This window comes from Sodalis sp. RH24, from assembly GCF_047324145.1.
Taxonomy (GTDB): Bacteria; Pseudomonadota; Gammaproteobacteria; order Enterobacterales; family Enterobacteriaceae; genus Acerihabitans.
The window spans coordinates 3,337,648-3,357,814 of sequence record NZ_CP178729.1; the positions used below are offsets into that span (position 1 = coordinate 3,337,648).

At 54.0% G+C, this 20,167-nt stretch carries 14 protein-coding genes, 2 tRNA genes, 2 rRNA genes and 1 riboswitch; of the genes, 3 read left to right on the forward strand and 15 right to left on the reverse strand.

The window, feature by feature from the left end; genetic code table 11:
* Positions 1–31 precede the first annotated feature (31 nt).
* From ACL2XG_RS15160 to btuB, 6 genes are all read right to left on the reverse strand, one after another.
* Positions 32–2,945: ribosomal RNA gene (locus ACL2XG_RS15160) — 23S ribosomal RNA — on the reverse strand.
* 377 nt (positions 2,946–3,322) lie between these two features.
* Positions 3,323–3,398, reverse strand: a tRNA-Ala gene (locus ACL2XG_RS15165).
* A 291-nt stretch (positions 3,399–3,689) separates the two neighbouring features.
* Positions 3,690–3,766 (reverse strand) — tRNA-Ile (locus ACL2XG_RS15170).
* 75 nt (positions 3,767–3,841) lie between these two features.
* Positions 3,842–5,384, reverse strand: a 16S ribosomal RNA gene (locus tag ACL2XG_RS15175).
* Together the 16S and 23S rRNA genes with 2 tRNA genes alongside form the textbook arrangement of a ribosomal RNA operon.
* 351 nt (positions 5,385–5,735) lie before the next feature.
* Positions 5,736–6,614: a glutamate racemase gene (gene murI, locus ACL2XG_RS15180; RefSeq protein WP_410012679.1), complete on the reverse strand. Its 879-nt coding sequence runs from the start codon at positions 6,612–6,614 to the stop codon at positions 5,736–5,738.
* Entirely contained in the window at positions 6,559–8,436 is a 1,878-nt protein-coding gene (gene btuB / locus ACL2XG_RS15185) for a TonB-dependent vitamin B12 receptor BtuB (RefSeq protein ID WP_413721814.1), read from the reverse strand. Before btuB ends, murI begins: the two co-directional genes overlap by 56 nt.
* A gap of 69 nt (positions 8,437–8,505) precedes the next feature.
* A riboswitch (cobalamin riboswitch) is annotated at positions 8,506–8,695 on the reverse strand.
* Between the two features lie 132 nt (positions 8,696–8,827).
* Between btuB and trmA the strand changes: the two genes are divergently transcribed.
* A complete protein-coding gene (gene trmA / locus ACL2XG_RS15190; protein ID WP_410012681.1) occupies positions 8,828–9,937 on the forward strand; it encodes a tRNA (uridine(54)-C5)-methyltransferase TrmA in 1,110 nt (369 codons plus the stop codon).
* A gap of 159 nt (positions 9,938–10,096) precedes the next feature.
* Here the strand turns inward: trmA and ACL2XG_RS15195 are convergent, their stop codons facing one another.
* From ACL2XG_RS15195 to fabR, 5 genes are all read right to left on the reverse strand, one after another.
* Entirely contained in the window at positions 10,097–10,726 is a 630-nt protein-coding gene (locus ACL2XG_RS15195) for a hypothetical protein (RefSeq protein ID WP_410012682.1), read from the reverse strand.
* Between the two features lie 204 nt (positions 10,727–10,930).
* Positions 10,931–11,446: a hypothetical protein gene (locus ACL2XG_RS15200; protein WP_410012683.1), complete on the reverse strand. Its 516-nt coding sequence runs from the start codon at positions 11,444–11,446 to the stop codon at positions 10,931–10,933.
* Positions 11,447–11,565: 119 nt separating this feature from the next.
* Positions 11,566–12,084, reverse strand: a complete 519-nt coding sequence (locus tag ACL2XG_RS15205; protein WP_410012684.1) for a hypothetical protein — start codon at positions 12,082–12,084, stop codon at positions 11,566–11,568.
* Positions 12,085–12,384: 300 nt separating this feature from the next.
* Positions 12,385–12,750, reverse strand: a complete 366-nt coding sequence (locus tag ACL2XG_RS15210) for a YijD family membrane protein (protein ID WP_410012685.1) — start codon at positions 12,748–12,750, stop codon at positions 12,385–12,387.
* Between the two features lie 5 nt (positions 12,751–12,755).
* Positions 12,756–13,400 carry an HTH-type transcriptional repressor FabR gene (gene fabR / locus ACL2XG_RS15215; RefSeq protein ID WP_410012686.1) on the reverse strand — a complete coding sequence of 215 codons (645 nt, stop codon included), beginning with the start codon at positions 13,398–13,400 and terminating at the stop codon, positions 12,756–12,758.
* A 210-nt stretch (positions 13,401–13,610) separates the two neighbouring features.
* Here fabR and sthA point away from each other — a divergent pair, with 210 nt between their 5' ends.
* A complete protein-coding gene (gene sthA, locus ACL2XG_RS15220) occupies positions 13,611–15,011 on the forward strand; it encodes a Si-specific NAD(P)(+) transhydrogenase (protein ID WP_410012687.1) in 1,401 nt (466 codons plus the stop codon).
* Here the strand turns inward: sthA and oxyR are convergent.
* On the reverse strand, positions 14,994–15,911 hold the full coding sequence (gene oxyR, locus ACL2XG_RS15225; RefSeq protein ID WP_162367587.1) for a DNA-binding transcriptional regulator OxyR: 918 nt from the start codon (positions 15,909–15,911) through the stop codon (positions 14,994–14,996). The two genes, sthA and oxyR, sit on opposite strands and share 18 nt — an antisense overlap.
* 149 nt (positions 15,912–16,060) lie before the next feature.
* Here oxyR and ACL2XG_RS15230 point away from each other — a divergent pair, with 149 nt between their 5' ends.
* Complete coding sequence (locus tag ACL2XG_RS15230) at positions 16,061–16,798, forward strand: glutathione peroxidase (RefSeq protein ID WP_410012688.1); 738 nt, start codon at positions 16,061–16,063, stop codon at positions 16,796–16,798.
* Positions 16,799–16,801: 3 nt separating this feature from the next.
* Here ACL2XG_RS15230 and argH read toward each other — a convergent pair whose 3' ends face one another.
* The 3 genes from argH to argC form a co-directional block, all read right to left on the reverse strand.
* A complete protein-coding gene (gene argH, locus ACL2XG_RS15235; protein WP_413721813.1) occupies positions 16,802–18,175 on the reverse strand; it encodes an argininosuccinate lyase in 1,374 nt (457 codons plus the stop codon).
* 177 nt (positions 18,176–18,352) lie between these two features.
* Positions 18,353–19,129, reverse strand: a complete 777-nt coding sequence (argB, locus tag ACL2XG_RS15240) for an acetylglutamate kinase (RefSeq protein ID WP_413723526.1) — start codon at positions 19,127–19,129, stop codon at positions 18,353–18,355.
* A 23-nt stretch (positions 19,130–19,152) separates the two neighbouring features.
* Positions 19,153–20,157: an N-acetyl-gamma-glutamyl-phosphate reductase gene (gene argC / locus ACL2XG_RS15245; protein ID WP_413721812.1), complete on the reverse strand. Its 1,005-nt coding sequence runs from the start codon at positions 20,155–20,157 to the stop codon at positions 19,153–19,155.
* Positions 20,158–20,167: the final 10 nt, after the last annotated feature.

Below are 20,167 nucleotides of genomic sequence, written 5' to 3' on the forward strand. Positions count from 1 at the left end.
CTCTCTTCGCGTCAAACACTTTAGGTGTTGTAAGGTTAAGCCTCACGGGTCATTAGTATCGGTTAGCTCAACGCATCGCTGCGCTTACACACCCGACCTATCAACGTCATCGTCTTTAACGTCCCTTCAGGTGGCTTAAAGCCACAGGGAAGACTCATCTCGAGGCAAGTTTCCCGCTTAGATGCTTTCAGCGGTTATCTCTTCCGCACGTAGCTACCGGGCAATGCCATTGGCATGACAACCCGAACACCAGTGGTGCGTCCACTCCGGTCCTCTCGTACTAGGAGCAGCCCCTCTCAATCTTCCAACGCCCACGGCAGATAGGGACCGAACTGTCTCACGACGTTCTAAACCCAGCTCGCGTACCACTTTAAATGGCGAACAGCCATACCCTTGGGACCTACTTCAGCCCCAGGATGTGATGAGCCGACATCGAGGTGCCAAACACCGCCGTCGATATGAACTCTTGGGCGGTATCAGCCTGTTATCCCCGGAGTACCTTTTATCCGTTGAGCGATGGCCCTTCCATTCAGAACCACCGGATCACTAAGACCTGCTTTCGCACCTGCTCGAGCCGTCACTCTCGCAGTCAAGCTAGCTTATGCCTTTGCACTAACCTCACGATGTCCGACCGTGATTAGCTAACCTTCGTGCTCCTCCGTTACTCTTTAGGAGGAGACCGCCCCAGTCAAACTACCCACCAGACACTGTCCTCGACCCAGATTATGGGCCGGAGTTAGAACATCAAACATTAAAGGGTGGTATTTCAAGGTTGGCTCCATGCAGACTGGCGTCCACACTTCAAAGCCTCCCACCTATCCTACACATCAAGGCTCAATGTTCAGTGTCAAGCTATAGTAAAGGTTCACGGGGTCTTTCCGTCTTGCCGCGGGTACACTGCATCTTCACAGCGAGTTCAATTTCACTGAGTCTCGGGTGGAGACAGCCTGGCCATCATTACGCCATTCGTGCAGGTCGGAACTTACCCGACAAGGAATTTCGCTACCTTAGGACCGTTATAGTTACGGCCGCCGTTTACCGGGGCTTCGATCAAGAGCTTCTCCTTGCGGATAACCCCATCAATTAACCTTCCGGCACCGGGCAGGCGTCACACCGTATACGTCCACTTTCGTGTTTGCACAGTGCTGTGTTTTTAATAAACAGTTGCAGCCAGCTGGTATCTGCGACTGGCTTCAGCTCGGGGAGCAAGTCCCTCCACCTAATGCCAGCGTGCCTTCTCCCGAAGTTACGGCACCATTTTGCCTAGTTCCTTCACCCGAGTTCTCTCAAGCGCCTTGGTATTCTCTACCTGACCACCTGTGTCGGTTTGGGGTACGATTCGATGTGACCTGGAGCTTAGAGGCTTTTCCTGGAAGCGTAGCATCAATTCCTTCACCACCGTAGTGGCTCGTTATCACGCCTCAGTGTTGAATAAAAAAGCGGATTTACCTGCTCTTTCCACCTTCACGCTTAAACCGGGACAACCGTCGCCCGGCGAACCTAGCTTTCTCCGTCCCCCCTTCGCAGTCACACCCAGTACAGGAATATTAACCTGTTTCCCATCGACTACGCCTTTCGGCCTCGCCTTAGGGGTCGACTCACCCTGCCCCGATTAACGTTGGACAGGAACCCTTGGTCTTCCGGCGAGCGGGCTTTTCACCCGCTTTATCGTTACTTATGTCAGCATTCGCACTTCTGATACCTCCAGCAGCCCTCACAGGCCACCTTCGCAGGCTTACAGAACGCTCCCCTACCCAACAATACCCGAAGGTATCGCTGCCGCAGCTTCGGTGCATGGTTTAGCCCCGTTACATCTTCCGCGCAGGCCGACTCGACCAGTGAGCTATTACGCTTTCTTTAAATGATGGCTGCTTCTAAGCCAACATCCTGGCTGTCTATGCCTTCCCACATCGTTTCCCACTTAACCATGACTTTGGGACCTTAGCTGGCGGTCTGGGTTGTTTCCCTCTTCACGACGGACGTTAGCACCCGCCGTGTGTCTCCCGTGGTAACATTCTTCGGTATTCGCAGTTTGCATCGGGTTGGTAATCCGGGGTGGACCCCTAGCCGAAACAGTGCTCTACCCCCGAAGATGAATTCACGAGGCGCTACCTAAATAGCTTTCGGGGAGAACCAGCTATCTCCCGGTTTGATTGGCCTTTCACCCCCAGCCACAAGTCATCCGCTAATTTTTCAACATTAGTCGGTTCGGTCCTCCAGTTAGTGTTACCCAACCTTCAACCTGCCCATGGCTAGATCACCGGGTTTCGGGTCTATACCCTGCAACTTAACGCCCAGTTAAGACTCGGTTTCCCTACGGCTCCCCTAAACGGTTAACCTTGCTACAGAATATAAGTCGCTGACCCATTATACAAAAGGTACGCAGTCACCCTGATAAATCAAGGCTCCCACTGCTTGTACGTACACGGTTTCAGGTTCTATTTCACTCCCCTCGCCGGGGTTCTTTTCGCCTTTCCCTCACGGTACTGGTTCACTATCGGTCAGTCAGGAGTATTTAGCCTTGGAGGATGGTCCCCCCATCTTCAGACAGGATATCACGTGTCCCGCCCTACTCATCGAGCTCACAGCACTTGCACCTTCGGATACGGGGCTATCACCCTGTGTTGCCGGACTTTCCAGACCGTTCTCCTGATGCAAACGCTGATGGTGACTCTGGGCTGTTCCCCGTTCGCTCGCCGCTACTAGGGGAATCTCGGTTGATTTCTTTTCCTCGGGGTACTGAGATGTTTCAGTTCCCCCGGTTCGCCTCAATACGCTATGGATTCACGTAATGATAGTGCAACGAATTGCACTGGGTTTCCCCATTCGGACATCGCCGGCTGATAGCGCTTCATATCAGCTCACCGGCGCATTTCGCGGATTAGCACGTCCTTCATCGCCTCTGACTGCCTAGGCATCCACCGTGTACGCTTATTCACTTAACCTCACAACCCTAAAGTGTCTGTGTTGCGACTGGCTGCACACTGCCATGGCATCGTTGCGCGATGCTCGCCATGCTCATGGACATTGAGTCCACTCCGCTGGCTGCGCGCCGTGCGCCTTGCCCTGACACTGTTCGCACAGTCTCACCCTGGTGAGAGTAAACCCTCGCCTGGGCTACAGAGATTGCCATCGACACGGCAATCATTAGGTTTGCTTGCTTTGAGAGAATCGCATACTGATTTTGCTCAGCATGTTTTTTTCAAATTTTCAGCTTGTTCCGGATTGTTAAAGAGCATGTATTTCGCAGCATACTCATAAGAGTGTGCTCTGAAATAAATAAGAAAAACCAGACAATCTTACCACCCATCCCATCAGGAAATGGTGGAGCTAAGCGGGATCGAACCGCTGACCCCCTGCGTGCAAAGCAGGTGCTCTCCCAGCTGAGCTATAGCCCCAAGTCGTTTAACCTTTTAACATCAACCAGACTCTTTTCCACACTGAAATTGCTGTGCATCAATTAAGCTACAAAGCAATGGCATTTAGAAAGGAGAACAACTTGATAGCCCATTCGTTTCCAGGCAAGGCGTGGGGTCACGAAGTTTATTGAAATAAACGAGTGGCGCCGTAATCCTGCACAGTAAAGAATGGACCAGTTCGCTTAGCCGCAGACAGTTTCGGCGCGAGTAACGCAGTGTGCGCAAGCACATGAGTCACGCAGCGGTGAAAATGACCAGGGTAAGTAGAACTGGTAGGCCTGAGTGGACTCGAACCACCGACCTCACCCTTATCAGGGGTGCGCTCTAACCACCTGAGCTACAAGCCTATAGAAGGTTTTTCTTGCTCGTTACAGTTATCAGACAATCTGTGTGGACACTACACAATCTAGTATCTATTTCGGTAAGGAGGTGATCCAACCGCAGGTTCCCCTACGGTTACCTTGTTACGACTTCACCCCAGTCATGAATCACAAAGTGGTAAGCGCCCTCCCGAAGGTTAAGCTACCTACTTCTTTTGCAACCCACTCCCATGGTGTGACGGGCGGTGTGTACAAGGCCCGGGAACGTATTCACCGTGGCATTCTGATCCACGATTACTAGCGATTCCGACTTCATGGAGTCGAGTTGCAGACTCCAATCCGGACTACGACGCACTTTGTGAGGTCCGCTTACTCTCGCGAGTTCGCTTCTCTTTGTATGCGCCATTGTAGCACGTGTGTAGCCCTACTCGTAAGGGCCATGATGACTTGACGTCATCCCCACCTTCCTCCGGTTTGTCACCGGCAGTCTCCTTTGAGTTCCCACCATTACGTGCTGGCAACAAAGGATAAGGGTTGCGCTCGTTGCGGGACTTAACCCAACATTTCACAACACGAGCTGACGACAGCCATGCAGCACCTGTCTCAGAGTTCCCGAAGGCACATTCGCATCTCTGCAAACTTCTCTGGATGTCAAGAGTAGGTAAGGTTCTTCGCGTTGCATCGAATTAAACCACATGCTCCACCGCTTGTGCGGGCCCCCGTCAATTCATTTGAGTTTTAACCTTGCGGCCGTACTCCCCAGGCGGTCGATTTAACGCGTTAGCTCCGAAAGCCACGGCTCAAGGCCACAACCTTCAAATCGACATCGTTTACAGCGTGGACTACCAGGGTATCTAATCCTGTTTGCTCCCCACGCTTTCGTACCTGAGCGTCAGTCTTCGTCCAGGGGGCCGCCTTCGCCACCGGTATTCCTCCAGATCTCTACGCATTTCACCGCTACACCTGGAATTCTACCCCCCTCTACGAGACTCTAGCCTGCCAGTTTCAAATGCAGTTCCCGGGTTAAGCCCGGGGATTTCACATCTGACTTAACAGACCGCCTGCGTACGCTTTACGCCCAGTAATTCCGATTAACGCTCGCACCCTCCGTATTACCGCGGCTGCTGGCACGGAGTTAGCCGGTGCTTCTTCTGCGGGTAACGTCAATCAACAAGGTTATTAACCTTATCGCCTTCCTCCCCGCTGAAAGTGCTTTACAACCCGAAGGCCTTCTTCACACACGCGGCATGGCTGCATCAGGCTTGCGCCCATTGTGCAATATTCCCCACTGCTGCCTCCCGTAGGAGTCTGGACCGTGTCTCAGTTCCAGTGTGGCTGGTCATCCTCTCAGACCAGCTAGGGATCGTCGCCTAGGTGAGCCATTACCTCACCTACTAGCTAATCCCATCTGGGTTCATCCGATGGCGTGAGGCCCGAAGGTCCCCCACTTTGGTCTTGCGACGTTATGCGGTATTAGCTACCGTTTCCAGTAGTTATCCCCCACCATCAGGCAGATCCCCAGACATTACTCACCCGTCCGCCGCTCGCCGGCAAAGTAGCAAGCTACTTCCCGCTGCCGCTCGACTTGCATGTGTTAGGCCTGCCGCCAGCGTTCAATCTGAGCCATGATCAAACTCTTCAATTAAAAGCTTGATGCTCAAAGATTGTCATACTGTTAATCTTATGAATTAACTGTTTGTTCACTCTTCAAGACTTGGTATTTTGTGTTTCGATACGGTCTTGTGAGTGCCCACACAGATTGTCTGATAAATTGTTAAAGAGCATGGCCAGCGTGCATCAATCTCACCTGGCGCGGGTTGCGTATATTACGTTTTCCCGCTGAAGAGTCAAGCTTTTATTTGCCCGAACCGGGCGCTTTTCCCTTCCCGACCCGGCATCGCGTTAGCGTTTGTTCCCGGTCAGTGGAGGCGCATTATAGGGACTTTCCCCAGCCTGACAAGTACTTATTTCACATATTGCGCCGACCGCTGAATTATCACACAACCGCAGGCTGCATCGGCAATTTTTCCAGCGAAACGAAGCCATAGCGCTGTAATACCGGTACCAGCTCCATGGCCTGCGGTGAAGCCACCAGGCAATAGGCCTGGTTCGCTTCCGTCGAATAAGCACCGTCTATTTCATGGGCGATAAGCCAGGCCGCGCGTTTGGCGATCGCTGAACCGGAATCCACCAGCCGGGTACCGTCCGGCAACACCGCTTTAAGCTCGTCGCCTAATAATGGAAAATGGGTACAACCAAGGACCACAGTGTCGGGCGGCTCGGGAAGCCGCAACCAGGGGCGCAGGATTTTCTGCAGCACCGGCAGGGCGATGGTTTCGCCATGAAGCTTGGCTTCAGCAAGCTCCACCAGCTCGGCGGATCCAAGCGTAATGATATGGCAATCCGCGGCGAATTTAGCGATCAGCTCATGGGTATAGCTACGGTGCACGGTGGCGCGGGTAGCCAACAGCCCGACGATACCATTACGGGTTAGCTTGGCGGCGGGTTTTATCGCCGGCACTACGCCGACAATAGGGCACTCAAACCGCTCGCGCAGGGCCGGCAGGGAAATGGTGCTGGCGGTATTGCAGGCGACAATCACCATATCAAGCACGTGCAGGCGCTGCACCGCCGCAACGATATTCACGACCCGCTGGACAATAAAGTCTTCCGGCTTTTCGCCATACGGAAAAGCCTCATTGTCGAATACGTAGATATAATGCGGGTCCGGCAACAGTTGCCGCACTTCATCATAGATAGATAAACCGCCCACGCCAGAGTCGAAAATCAGGATCGTGGGCCGTTTGATGTTGCTACCGTCAGAAGGAATAAGTTCCGGTGAGATAAAATTCTCGCTCTGCGGTCTGGTAGCCATAAGCCGTCTCATAGTCTTTGTCGAACAGATTGGCTATTCTACCACGAACCGTCAGATGGGGGGTTAGCGGATAAGAGGCGGCGATGTCCCACAAACTGACGCCGCCCATTCGCACCCGGTCATTCGTGTTGTAGTTGGTATCGTAACGCTCGCCGAGATAACGGTAGTTAAGCGACCAGTCGATATCGGCCACCTGCCAATCCAGCTGATATTTCACCTGCTGCTTGGCGCGTCGCGCCAGCACCTGATTGGTGGTGGCGTCGCGGGGATCGAGGTACTCCAGCGTCAGTTGATGCTGCAGCGGGCCGGTATAGACCGAGCCGGTCCATTCCACACCTTTGATCCGCGCCTTGCCGATATTCTTATAAGTGTCGTCGTTGGTGTCATAATCAATCAGGTTGTCGATATCGTTGCGGTATGCCGAGACGCGCCAGGTCAGCGGGCCGGTCAGCCCTTCCACCCCGCCCTCCCACTGCTTGCTCTCCTCGGGTTTTAAATCTTCGTTGCCGCCAAAACCACTGTAAAGCTGACTCAGGTTGGGTGCCTTGTAGGCGGTGCCGTAAGATCCGATAAGCCGGTAGCCCTCAATGAACTCCCAGGCGGCGCTGGTTTGCCACGTGCCGTGCCAGCCGAACTGCGAATTATCATCACCGCGCACCGCGCCCTCGAGGGTAACCGGCCCGACAAGCTGCGAAGCGGTGGCGTAGATACCGGTATTGCGTTGCTCATAGCCGTCGGTAAGGTAACCGGTGCCTGGTTCGGTGGTCTGCTTTTGCCAGTCCACCCCAGCGCCTGCCGTGCCATGGCCTGTCTGCAGGGTATTGCTCCACTGCGCATTATACTGTTTGGAATCGTCAAGGGTGGCGGAGGCGGAATAGGGTCCATATTGAGGATCGTAGTTATAATCCTGAGTATGGTTATAGCTAAAGGACAGCTGCGACGCGTAGATCCCGTCCTGGTAACGCATGCCGGTATCGTAAGTACGGCTGTAGAGTTTACGGGTATCGGGCAGCGCGTCAAAATGATCAGGGTCGGTATAGGCGTAGCTGCCGTCATAGCCGCTGCGGTTGTCGTAGCCATAGGCGCGGGCAAAACCGCTGAACTGCTGGTTAAAGATATGATCAAGCGAGGCAAACAACGTTTTGCTCATAAAACCATCGCGGTCGGGCTGCGCGGGATCGCCATAGGTATCCGGCAGGTTGGCGCGCACATCAAAACCATGGGTATAGGTATAGTTGCCCGCAACGGTGGCGGTGGTGTCCTCTCCAAGCTGTTGCTGGGTGGAGCCATCATAGGTTTGATAGCCATGGGACCCTATGCCGGTGCTGAGGGTGGTGCCCGGCTGCTCGCGTGTGGTAATGATATTCACCACGCCGCCGATGGCGTCCGACCCATAGACCGCGGAACGCGGGCCACGGATATATTCGATGCGCTGCACCAAGGACAGCGGAATCTGGCTAAGGTCGGAAGAACCTGAGATGCCGGCCTGGTTCAGCCTCACGCCGTCTATCAGCACCAGGGCATGGCTTGAATCGGTGCCGCGGATAAACAGTGAGCTTTGCTGCCCCAATCCGCCGGATTGGGCGATATCCACGCCCGGCAGACGGCTTAGCGCTTCGGCCACCGATTTGATCTGGCCGCGGTCGATATCGCTGCGGGTAACCACGCTGGTCGGTGCCAGTACGGTGGATATTGGCTGGGGAAAACGGTTGGCGGATACGACCATCATTTGCGCGGCCTGATCCTGGGCGCCGTCTTGCGCCCACCCGGAGAATGCCGTGACGCAGAGCGCCAGCAGCACGGTATTGTTAATCTTAGGCATTGCCATAGCATCCAAATGATAAAATAGGATGCCGCAGGTTCCATGTTTGATGGCTCGCGATAAACAGGGATATTGCGACAGAATACCGGCAGGTTTTCGGGCTTGGGATGCGTATAATACGCCAGGCGACGACTTCCCATCATAAAGACAGTGTCTGCTTGCGCGATCGCCCTGAAGTCCCCTTACCGCTGCGCGTCAGCTCCAGCTTTCCACTGGATTCCCTTTTAACTTACGAAAGACCGGACAATAATCCTACAATCAAAGAGATAAGCATGTCTATAGCACTAATAATCAAACTATTTATAAGCGCAACAACACTGGACATCACCGGTTTATCCCCTACAATCCCCCATAAAGTGGTACAAATAACGGATATTAGCGAGAGATCATCATGACCGACGAGACGTTACCCATTAGCGCGTATGAAACCCAACTGGCGGAAAAAGCCGCTCGACTGAACGCGATGATGGCGGCGTTTCAGGCGCCCGAGGCGGAAATATTCCGCTCGCAGCCCGAACATTACCGGATGCGTGCTGAATTCCGGGTCTGGCATGATGAGCAGGATTTGTATCATATAATGTTTGATCAGCAGACCAAGGACCGGATCCGCATCGATCACTTCGCCGCCGGCGGCGAACTGATGAACCGATTGATGGTCGCCATGATGGACGCATTGCGGCCATCGCCGATCCTGCGGCGCAAGCTGTTCCAGCTTGATTACCTGACGACCCTGAGCGGTGAAGCGGTGATTACCCTTATCTATCATCGTCCGTTAGACGACGAATGGCGCGAGCATGCGGGCGCGCTGCGCGATCATCTGAGGACGCAGGGTTTTGCGGTCAACCTGATTGGCCGCGCCACCAAAACCAAAATTTGCCTGGACCGTGATTATGTCGATGAGCGCTTGCCGGTGGCGGGACGGGAAATCATTTACCGTCAAATCGAAAATAGCTTTACCCAACCCAACGCCGCCGTGAATATCCAGATGCTTGAGTGGGCGCTCTCGGCCACTGAACCGGCACAAGGGGATCTGCTGGAGCTGTATTGCGGCAACGGCAATTTTTCCCTGGCGCTGGCGGGCAATTTTAACCGGGTGCTGGCCACGGAAATAGCCAAGCCTTCGGTGGAAGCGGCACAGTTTAATATCGCCGCCAATCGAATGACCAACGTGCAGATTATCCGCATGTCGGCTGAGGAGTTTACCCAAGCCATGCAAGGGGTGCGGGAGTTTACCCGCCTGAAGGACATCGACCTGGCAAGCTACCGCTGCGAAACCATATTTGTCGACCCGCCGCGCAGCGGGTTGGATGATGCCACCGTCAGGCTGGTGCAGGGGTATCCGCGCATCCTGTATATCTCATGTAACCCGGAATCGTTGTGCGGTAATTTGACAACGTTGGCGGAAACCCACCGTATCGAACGATTGGCGCTGTTTGATCAATTTCCTTATACCCGCCATATGGAATGCGGAGTGCTGTTAACCGCCAAAACGCAGCCATAGATCAATGGCACCTAAAATGAGGCTCTTACGCATGCTTCGTGCCCGCCTAGAGCCGCTGATTCCCCTTAAAGGATGTTTATTTGTCGCTCTCATAGTCAATGCTGGTGACATTTCAGCTTGACCGACCGCCCCCGGGGTGCGGACAGCAAAGGCGCTGAACTAGCAATCGAAGCCTAAAGCGGTATCGTTTATCTTCATGAGACCGAGATAAAATAACGCACCCATAAAAAAACTGACCATGGACATCTTTAACATGCCAGGCTTATGATTAAACTGGTTATGGGCGGCTTGATAAACATAATCTATTACAAAGGCTGCAGCGCCGGCCATAAGTCCGGTCATGAAACAATTTACCAGCGTATTTTCAAATAGCTCGTGGCGCCACTGTTCTGTATCGCATCTCGTGCGGATTTCACTGCATATCTCCTTCAACTCTGCGCAAGACTTTTCCATCGCTAACGTTTTATCAATGTTAATCCTGCAATCTTGCAGCGGTTTCCAGCATCCTTCCAACTCAAGCTGGAAGTAGCATCGGTCGGCCCTTGCGGCTTTCAGGCTACCTAACAAATCATAAATTAACTTATTTGTTAATGATACGGTAAGCGGGATGGAAATCACCGATAAAGGATTAGAGCAACAAAACGCCGTGGCGGAATTGCAGGCACGTGCCAATTTCGTCATCAACTTAAAAAATTTGCTTGTCGTATTATTGTGATATTTATCGGCATGAGACACTTGGCTGACCATCCCGGCATTATTCTTTTCTCGATTATTAATTTCAGGGTTCATATAATGATTCCTCGGCAAGGGATTAAATGGCATAACGATGTAAAAAGACGAAAGCGCTGATAGACTATTTTCACAAATAAAGGTTAAACTCCCCGAAGCCGGTAATATCCCTAACAACCGCCCGGGTCGGTGCCTGCAAGCGGCAAAATTGATCCCGAAGTTAGCCGGTTCGCTTACAGTAGCCGCCTGACCAGATTAACTATCCTATTGGGTAATATTGTCCAGTTCAATGTCGATAAAGTTTGTATAAGCCACACCGGCTAAAGCGCCTACGATAAAACCAATTCCTACGGTATAAAAAACACTATCACGATGACGCAGCGGATCCGCACCACAAAATGATTTGCATGATTCTAGCGCACAGCCTGCGGCGAATCCCGCAGCGCCGCCGCCCAACATGCCGATGCTCAAACCCAGGCCCATGATTTTGCCTTTCCATTCCCTGACGTCCAGATGGGTAACGGGGGGCGGCTTGCTGATATTTTGGATTGAAACAGCGATAAGCCGTTGGGCGCCAAAGACGATACCTATTGCCGACGCGGCAGACAAAGTGACTACAGACAGGGTCTTGATAAAGGGTAAGGCGCTGTTGGCCGCGCCGCTAAATGATCTGGCAAAACGCGTAACGCCCTGACCGAAACCATTATCCCCCTGGCTAATCTCCTCTAAAGGGCAATGGGTTGTTGTGGTCGGCATTGTTGGGTCTGAGACAGGCATCATTAACTCCTATCAATACTAACTAATTTTCTATTACATAAAATCGATCCGAAGATAAACTGAAGGCTGATATTTCTACCTATCATCATAAGAATACCCCCCGCCATAGGCCTTTTTAAGAATCACAGATAATTAAGCGCACTTGAAAAGTGAGGGTACCATAACAAGCCTAGAGAGAAATAGAATAAGGCGACTATACAGTACATAGCTAATGGAACTCTAGCAATACGATTAAAATTAAATAACTTATTAATTAACGAGTTTATATTACCGAGCGTAAACCCAGCGACAAAACAAGCCGCCATGATACCCATACATAGCTTATAGTTGAAAATATTATACTGCGGATCATATATCTGCAAGCTGGTAGAACCCATAGGGGGTGCTTCATTTCGGTTGGTCACAATAGAAATTCCTCGGAAATAGCTATTTGCCGACAGCGCCGTGGACAGGGCAACCCCTGCTTTATAGCAAATTTTAGGTAGCGTCATTACAGCATTGTTGACCTGGACTAATGGCTGGGAAAACAGGGGGCGCGCAGAAAACTCATCGTCAGTCTCATCATCCGATGAAATATAAAAAAAATTGTCATGTATTATTTTATTACTAATATTTATGTTGGAGAAATTAGAATTACACATAATTAACACCCTATTTTACTTGAAGTAAAACTTCATTTGCTTATATTTTACAAGGCTAACCGCAGGAAAAAAACTTTACTATAAATACATAAAAAACAACAGGAGAGAATATCTTAATGAAAATTTTTGTATAGCATTCAAAAAAATTAATAATTATACTTTTCTCTTTGATAAATTAGCAACCTTTGAGCATAGCGGAGTTCATTTTGTAAAACGACGGATTATACGTCATTTAAAAATAGCAGATGCGGTCTTCGCGTTCAGTATTGGCTATTGTTTAATAATCCAGGCTCAAGAAATTTATGAATCCCGTTGGATTTTGTCTAGCCGTTTCAATTTGCGCCCAATCCAGAATACCAGGACCACCATCAGGATGGCTGGAATAAAATTTGAGCCGATAACCGGGTATTCCACCCGGATAATAGCACTGTACATCAACAGGCCCAGCAGGAAGCTTACCGCCGCCAGGGAAGGATAACCCTCCGGCATGGCGCAGTCGCGATAATGATGGTGCAGGCAGTATACCGACAGCACCAGCGAAATCAGCGGGAAGATGGAAAAAGGCACAATAGTGCTGAACAGGGCCGCGAAGGAGCCGTTAATGGATAAACCGGCAATCAGCGCCAATAGGAGCGTGCCTTTTTCACCCAGGGGTCGTGTCGTCATATTATCTACCTGCTTGCGTCAAAAGAGAGGGCGGTCGACTTTTCCTGTTCCCGGCGATACCAGTAAAACGCGCCCTTCGAAATCATGCGCAACTGAAGGACCAGCCTCTCTTCCAGCAGCCTGCGCTGATTGACGTCCACGTCCAGCGCTTCCGCGCCGGCGTTAAAGACAATGATAACCATGGCCTCGGCCTGGGCTTCGGTGAAGCTGCGCGGCATATGGTTTTCCAGCTCGAGGTAATCGGCCAACTCCGCGATAAAATGCTGTATTTCCCGGGCGACGGCGGCGCGAAACGCCGCCGAAGTGCCGGATCGCTCGCGTAGCAACAGGCGAAAGGCGTTAGGGTTATTGCCGATAAACTCCATAAACGTGGCCACCGACGTACGGATAACGCTGCCGCCTTTAGCGATACGCTGGCGCGCCTGGCGCATCAGTTGGCGCAGCATCAGGCCGCTTTCGTCCACCATGGTCAGGCCCAGTTCATCGACATCGCGAAAGTGGCGATAGAACGAGGTGGGCGCAATGCCGGCTTCACGGGCTACTTCGCGCAGGCTCAGGCTGGCAAAACTACGCTCGGCGCTTAACTGGCTAAAGGCCGCTTCGACAAGGGAACGACGGGTCCGCTCTTTTTGTTGCGCTCTGACGCCCATAGTCCTGACCTGCCCCACATTACCGGTAAAAATGCCACTATATCAAAATTTGTTGCAACAGCGTTGATACAAACTGCGAATTTTGACGTAATGTTGTTCGCCGTAGGCGCCGGTGCCATAGACCAAGAAAAAAGGCCGTGAAGATTGGGATCTCCCGTCTACAATGTTACATTGACGTTGTGATTTTGTATAAATATAGGCTAAGCCGGTATGCAACCACAGTACGATTACGATGCCATTATCATTGGTTCAGGCCCGGGTGGGGAAGGCGCCGCCATGGGCCTGACGAAACAGGGCGCCCGCGTCGCGGTTATCGAACGCTATAACAGCGTCGGCGGCGGCTGTACCCATTGGGGGACCATTCCCTCCAAGGCGCTGCGCCAGGCGGTTAGCCGGATTATCGAATTTAACCAGAATCCGCTGTATAACGGTAGTCAACATCTGCCGCGCGCCAGCTTCGCCGATATCCTGCATCACGCCGATAGCGTGATAAAACAGCAGATCCGGATGCGCCAGGGATTTTATGAACGTAATCAGTGCCGGATTATTACCGGCGACGCGACTTTTGTCGATGCCCATACCGTCAAGGTCCAGTATCCGGATAATACCGCCGAGCATTTCAGCGCGGCGCATATCGTTATCGCCTGTGGTTCCCGTCCGTATCACCCCAACGATGTCGATTTCACCCATCCGCGCATTTATGACAGCGATTCCATCCTGGATTTAAAGCACGATCCGCAGCATGTGATTATTTATGGCGCCGGCGTGATCGGCTGTGAATATGCATCAATCTTTCGCGGCATGAACGTCAAGGTGGATCTGATCAATACGCGCGACAGGCTGTTGGCCTTTCTCGACCAGGAAATGTCGGACGCGCTGTCATACCATTTTTGGGAAAACGGCGTGGTTATCCGCCATAACGAAGAATATGAAAAAATCGAAGGCACCGAGAATGGCGTGGAAGTCCACTTCCGTTCCGGCAAAAGGATGCGCGCGGACTGCCTGCTGTATGCCAATGGGCGCACCGGCAATACCGATTCGCTGTCCCTTGGCAACGTGGGACTGGAGGCGGACAGCCGGGGGCTGATTAAAGTCAACAGCATGTACCAGACCGCCCTGACGCATATTTACGCCGTCGGCGATGTTATCGGCTACCCAAGCCTTGCCTCGGCCGCTTATGACCAGGGGCGAATCGCCGCACAGGTGATCATCAAGGGCCAGGCCAATGTGCAGCTGATTGAAAATATACCCACCGGTATCTATACCATTCCCGAAATCAGCTCGGTGGGTAAAACCGAACAGGAATTAACGCTGCTGAAGGTGCCGTACGAAGTGGGACGGGCGCAGTTCAAGCATCTGGCGCGCGCGCAGATTGTCGGCATGAATGTCGGCAGCCTGAAAATCCTTTTTCACCGTGATACCCGGCAGATACTCGGCATCCACTGCTTTGGCGAGCGCGCCGCGGAGATCATCCATATCGGCCAGGCCATCATGGAGCAAAAAGGCGAAGGCAATACTATCGATTATTTCGTTAATACCACCTTCAACTATCCCACCATGGCGGAAGCCTTCCGTGTGGCGGCGCTGAACGGCTTAAACCGCCTCTTTTAAGTCGGTACCCATATAGGCCTGCATATGGGTGCGTATCGACTCGGCCAACTGCTCATAGCGGGCGCGCAGCGGTGAGCCGGGCCGGTAGACCAACGCCACGGTGCGTTTCGGCTCGGGTTTATAGCATTTCATATAACAGACGCCGTCACGCTTACGCTCATTAGGCACCGCCAATGCGGGCAGCAAGGTAATGCCGCTGCCGGCCGCCACCATGTTGCGCAGGGTTTCCAGGCTGGTGGCGCGAAAATGCGTATCCTCGTCGGCGCCGGCCTGGAAGCAGAAGCCCAGCGCCTGATCGCGCAGGCAATGGCCGTCTTCCAGCATCAACAGCTTCTCCCCCGATAAATCCGACATCGGCACACGTTCACGGTCCGCCCAGGGATGATCGGCATAAACAGCCAGTTGCATTGGTTCATCGAATAACGGGATTTCGATAAAAGCTTCGCTCTCTTTTACCAAGGCCAGGATGGCGCAATCGAGTTTGCCGCTGTCCAGTTGCAGCAGCAGTTGACTGGTCTGGGCCTCGTGCAGGTACATTTCCAGCTTCGGGTAGGTCTCATGCAGGGTGGGGATAATATGCGGCAGTAAATAGGGGCCGACGGTAGGGATCAGGCCGATATGCAATGGGCCGGACATGGACTCCCCCTGCTGGCTGGCCATCTCGCGCAGTATTTTCACTTCGCGCAGGACCGTGCGGGCCTGATCCACCAGCAGCAGCCCGGCCTGGGTGAACAGGACCTTACGGCTGGTGCGCTCCAGCAGCATCACGCCCAGTTCGTCTTCCAGCTTACGAATCTGGCCGCTTAGGGTGGGCTGGCTGACATGACTGGCATCGGCCGCCCGTCGGAAATGACGGTGCTCGGCCAGGGCCACCAAATACTCAAGATCGCGAATATTCATTAACATCCTCCGTGCCGCGATAGTTCGCGTCGATAGATAGGATAGCAATCAACGATTATCCCTATCAATAGTTAATCTTAATAATAATTCCCGCGCAGTATGACAAGCTGTTAAAGTCACTTTTTTCTTTTCTGTTAAGAGGTTCTTCAATGTTTAGTAGTCATGAAGGCAAGAAAGTCCCATCGGTTACTTTCCACACCCGTAAGGATGACAACTGGGTCGATATCTCTTCCGACGAACTGTTCAAGCATAAAACGGTTATCGTATTTTCACTGCCGGGCGCCTTTACGCCTACCTGCTCCTCCAGCCATTTACCGCGCTACAATGAGCTGGCCGGGTTATTCCACAAGCACGGCGTGGACAGCATCGTCTGTATTTCGGTTAACGATACGTTTGTCATGAACGCCTGGCAAGCCGACCAAAACGCCGAACATATTACCTTTATCCCCGACGGCAACGGTGAATTTACCCAGGGCATGGGCATGCTGGTGGAAAAAGCCGAGCTGGGATTCGGCCCGCGCTCATGGCGTTATTCGATGCTGGTACGCGACGGCGTGGTGGAAAAAATGTTTGTTGAACCGAACAAACCGGGCGACCCGTTCGAAGTTTCCGACGCCGATACCATGCTGTGTTACCTGGCGCCGGAATGCAAAGTCCAGGAGTCCGTTTCGCTGTTTACCAAACCAGGCTGTCCGTTCTGCGCCAAAGCCAAGCAGATGCTGCGCGACAACGGAATCCAGTATGAAGAAATCTCATTGGGTAAAGACGCCACCACCGTCAGTCTGCGCGCGGTAACCGGCCGTTCCACCGTGCCGCAGGTGTTTATCGGCGGGCGCCATATCGGCGGCAGCGAAGAGCTGGAAGCGTTTTTACTGCAACCGGCCTGACAGCTACGCCAAACGGTTTTTCGCCTCGGCAATGGCGGCCGCCACCTGCTGCGGCGACACGCCGCCTTTTGCCGAGCGTTTGTCCAGGCACGATTGCAGCGACAGGGCCGGATAAACATCCTCGCCAATAACCGGGCTGAACGCCTGCAATTCAGCCAGCTCCAGCGCTTCCAGGGCTTTGCCCTGGCCGATGGCCTCGACTACCGCCTCGCCGACGATATGATGCGCCTCGCGAAACGGGATGCCCTTGGCGACCAGGTAATCGGCCAGTTCGGTGGCATTGGCATAGCCCTGCTGCGCCGCCTCGCGGCAACGCGCACGCTTCACCTGTAGCCCTTCCAGCACCAGCGCGGCCATATGCAGGCAATCCAGCCAGGTATCCAGCGCATCGAACAGGCCCTCCTTGTCTTCCTGCATATCCTTGTTATACGCCAGCGGCAGCCCTTTCAGGGTCACCATCATGCCGGTAAGCGCCCCCTGGACCCGGCCGCACTTGCCGCGGATAAGCTCCAGCGCATCGGGATTTTTCTTTTGCGGCATCAGGGACGAGCCGGAAGTGACCCGATCGGACAATTCGATAAACGCCGCCTCGCCGCTGTTGAACAGAATCAGGTCTTCGGCAAAACGCGAGAGATGGACCATGCTGATGGCGGCATTGGACAGCAACTCCAGCACATGGTCACGATCGGACACGCTATCAAGGCTATTTCGCGTTGCCGTGGCAAAACCCAGCCAGCCGGCCAACTGGTCGCGATCGATGGCGTAAGCGGTGCCGGCCAGCGCCCCGGAACCCAGCGGGCTGACGTCAAGACGTTTTAGGGTGTCCCGCAGGCGGCTTTCATCGCGCGCCAGCATTTCGCCATAGGCCAGGCACCAATGGGCAAAGGTGACCGGCTGGGCGCGCTGCAAATGCGTATAACCAGGCATCACCGCGTCCTGGTTGACCTCGGCGGTGGCGACCAGCGCGGTTTGCAACTGGCGCACGGCGGCCAGCAGCTCGGACAGTTGCATCTTGCACCACAGCTTCAGATCGGTGGCCACCTGATCGTTGCGGCTGCGGCCGGTATGCAGTTTTTTGCCCAGGTCGCCGACTTTTTCAATCAGGCGCTGCTCCACCCAGCTATGAATATCCTCGGCGTCGCTGGCAAGGATGGACTCGGGCGCGGCACTCACTTCCTCCAGAAGAAAAGACAGGGCTTCCTCCAGGCGCAGCTGTTCCTCCGCCGTCAGCACACCGACGGTAACCAGCGCTTTCGACCAGGCCACCGAGCCGATAATATCCTGCTCCGCCAGCCGGTAATCAAAGCGCAGCGAGTCGTTAAATGATTTAAACCGCTGATCCGCCGCCTGGCTGAACCGTCCGCCCCAAAGTGCCATAACCGTGCTCCATTATTTTTTTTGCCGGCGCGCTCGCCGCCGCGCGCCCATGCCGAATGATGAGGGGACGCCGGAAACGGCGCTCCCATGGAAATGCTGCTGAACCTGCGCCAGGCCCCCCGGATAGCCATGCGGCCGCGCATGTTATCTTACCCAGCCGGTATCCCGCCGGCAACGTCAGGCCAGGATGCGCGTGCCGATGGGCTCGCCGTTAAACAACGCCGGCAGTTGCTCCGCATGCCGCCAGCCGGCGATGTCCACCGGACGGCCCAGCGTGCGGGCCGCATCCAGCGCCGCGTTGACTTTTACAATCATGCCGTCGGTAATGATCCCCTGCGCTATCAGCTGCTCCGCTTTATGGGCGGTCATTTCGGCAATGCGCTGGCCTTTGCCGTCGAGAATGCCGCTGACATCGGACAATAAGATCAGATCGGCCCCCAGGGTGGCGGCCAGCGCGGTGGCGGCCTGGTCCGCATTGACGTTCATCAGCCGGCCGTCGGCGGTAATGCCGATAGAGCTGATAACCGGCAGGTAACCGGCGCCAAGCAAGGTATTTAACAACGCCGGCGAACCCGGCTGCGCCTTGCCGACATGGCCGAGTTTCTCATCAAGCGTTGTAACATCGACGCTATTGCCGTCGCCCAGGCATAACCCGACCGCCGGGATGGCATGTTTTTTTGACCAGGCCAGCAGGGTCTTATTGGCCGTGCCGGCCAGCGCGCCGGTGATGATATCAATCTGGTCCGCCGGCGTAACCCGCAGGCCGTTGACCTTGGTCACCGGCAGCGCCAGTTTTTTCATCAGCTCGTCCACCAGGCAACCGCCGCCATGGACAATCAGCAACGGGCGTTGATGCTGCGCGCGATAGCTGTCCAGCGCCGAAAATAAACGCTCCAGCGCCTCTTCGCTATCGAGTAACACGCCACCCAGTTTTATAATTAACGGATTCATTATTTTTATTACCTCGTCGCCAGCCGTTACAGCAGCGCCTGCGTTTGTGCAAAACCAAAGCGGATATTAGCGCATTGTACTGCCTGCGCGGCCGCTCCTTTTAATAAATTATCTTCGGTGGCCACCACGATTAAATGCTCGCCCTGCACCGCGAAGCCAATATCGCAAAACGGCAGTCCCACTACCGCCTTCAGCGCCGGCACGCCTTTCTCATACAACCGTACCAGGGGTTTATCGTGATAGGCGTTATGATAGGATTCGGCCACATCGCCCGCCGTCACGCCCGCGTTTAAGCGGCAGGTGATGGTGGCCAGGATACCGCGGGCAAAATTGCCTAAATGGGGGGTAAATATCACCGGGATGCCAAGATGGGCGGCGATTTCCGGCTGGTGGCGATGGGTAAATATGCCGTAGGGTTGCAGACTGACCTCGCAGACGCTGGTGGCAAGCGACGCTTTCCGGCCAGCGCCGCTGACGCCGCTGACGGCGTTGATCACCGGCCACTGGGCGCCGTTAAGCAGACCGCCGTCGACCAGCGGCTTGAGCGCCAGCTGGGACGCGGTGGGATAGCAGCCCGGCACGGCAATCAGCTGGGCCTGCTGCAACGCCTCGCCCTGCCATTCCGCCAGGCCGTAGACCGCCTTCGCCAGCCAGTCGGCATGCTGGTGTTCAAAACCATAATACTGGCTGTAGAACGATGCCTGATTGACGCGGAACGCGCCGGAGAGGTCGAACACCACGCAGCCGGCGGCCAGGAATACCGGCGCCAGATCGTGGCTGACCTCATGGGCGGTGGCGAGAAACACCACATCCACCGTTTTCGCCAGTTCAGCGGCGTCGGTCAGGGGCAGCAGTGGTAAATCGACCACTCCCTTAAGCTGGGGATGCAGTTCGGACAGTAATTTCCCGGCATCCGCACTTTGCGCTGAAACCGCCAAAGCGGTTATGTTCATATGCGGGTGACGGTTGAGATAGGCCGCAAGCTCAGCTCCGGCGTATCCGCTGGCACCAACAATCAGCGTATTCAGCATGACTTTTGTT

Excerpts from the sequence above, each read along its gene's own strand:
- murI (WP_410012679.1), bottom strand. The coding sequence starts at position 6,614 with ATGGCTACCAGACCGCAGAGCGAGAATTTTATCTCACCGGAACTTATT.
- btuB (WP_413721814.1), bottom strand. The coding sequence starts at position 8,436 with ATGCCTAAGATTAACAATACCGTGCTGCTGGCGCTCTGCGTCACGGCA.
- trmA (WP_410012681.1), top strand. The coding sequence starts at position 8,828 with ATGACCGACGAGACGTTACCCATTAGCGCGTATGAAACCCAACTGGCG.
- ACL2XG_RS15195 (WP_410012682.1), bottom strand. The coding sequence starts at position 10,726 with ATGAACCCTGAAATTAATAATCGAGAAAAGAATAATGCCGGGATGGTC.
- ACL2XG_RS15200 (WP_410012683.1), bottom strand. The coding sequence starts at position 11,446 with ATGATGCCTGTCTCAGACCCAACAATGCCGACCACAACAACCCATTGC.
- ACL2XG_RS15205 (WP_410012684.1), bottom strand. The coding sequence starts at position 12,084 with ATGTGTAATTCTAATTTCTCCAACATAAATATTAGTAATAAAATAATA.
- ACL2XG_RS15210 (WP_410012685.1), bottom strand. The coding sequence starts at position 12,750 with ATGACGACACGACCCCTGGGTGAAAAAGGCACGCTCCTATTGGCGCTG.
- fabR (WP_410012686.1), bottom strand. The coding sequence starts at position 13,400 with ATGGGCGTCAGAGCGCAACAAAAAGAGCGGACCCGTCGTTCCCTTGTC.
- sthA (WP_410012687.1), top strand. The coding sequence starts at position 13,611 with ATGCAACCACAGTACGATTACGATGCCATTATCATTGGTTCAGGCCCG.
- oxyR (WP_162367587.1), bottom strand. The coding sequence starts at position 15,911 with ATGAATATTCGCGATCTTGAGTATTTGGTGGCCCTGGCCGAGCACCGT.
- ACL2XG_RS15230 (WP_410012688.1), top strand. The coding sequence starts at position 16,061 with ATGTTTAGTAGTCATGAAGGCAAGAAAGTCCCATCGGTTACTTTCCAC.
- argH (WP_413721813.1), bottom strand. The coding sequence starts at position 18,175 with ATGGCACTTTGGGGCGGACGGTTCAGCCAGGCGGCGGATCAGCGGTTT.
- argC (WP_413721812.1), bottom strand. The coding sequence starts at position 20,157 with ATGCTGAATACGCTGATTGTTGGTGCCAGCGGATACGCCGGAGCTGAG.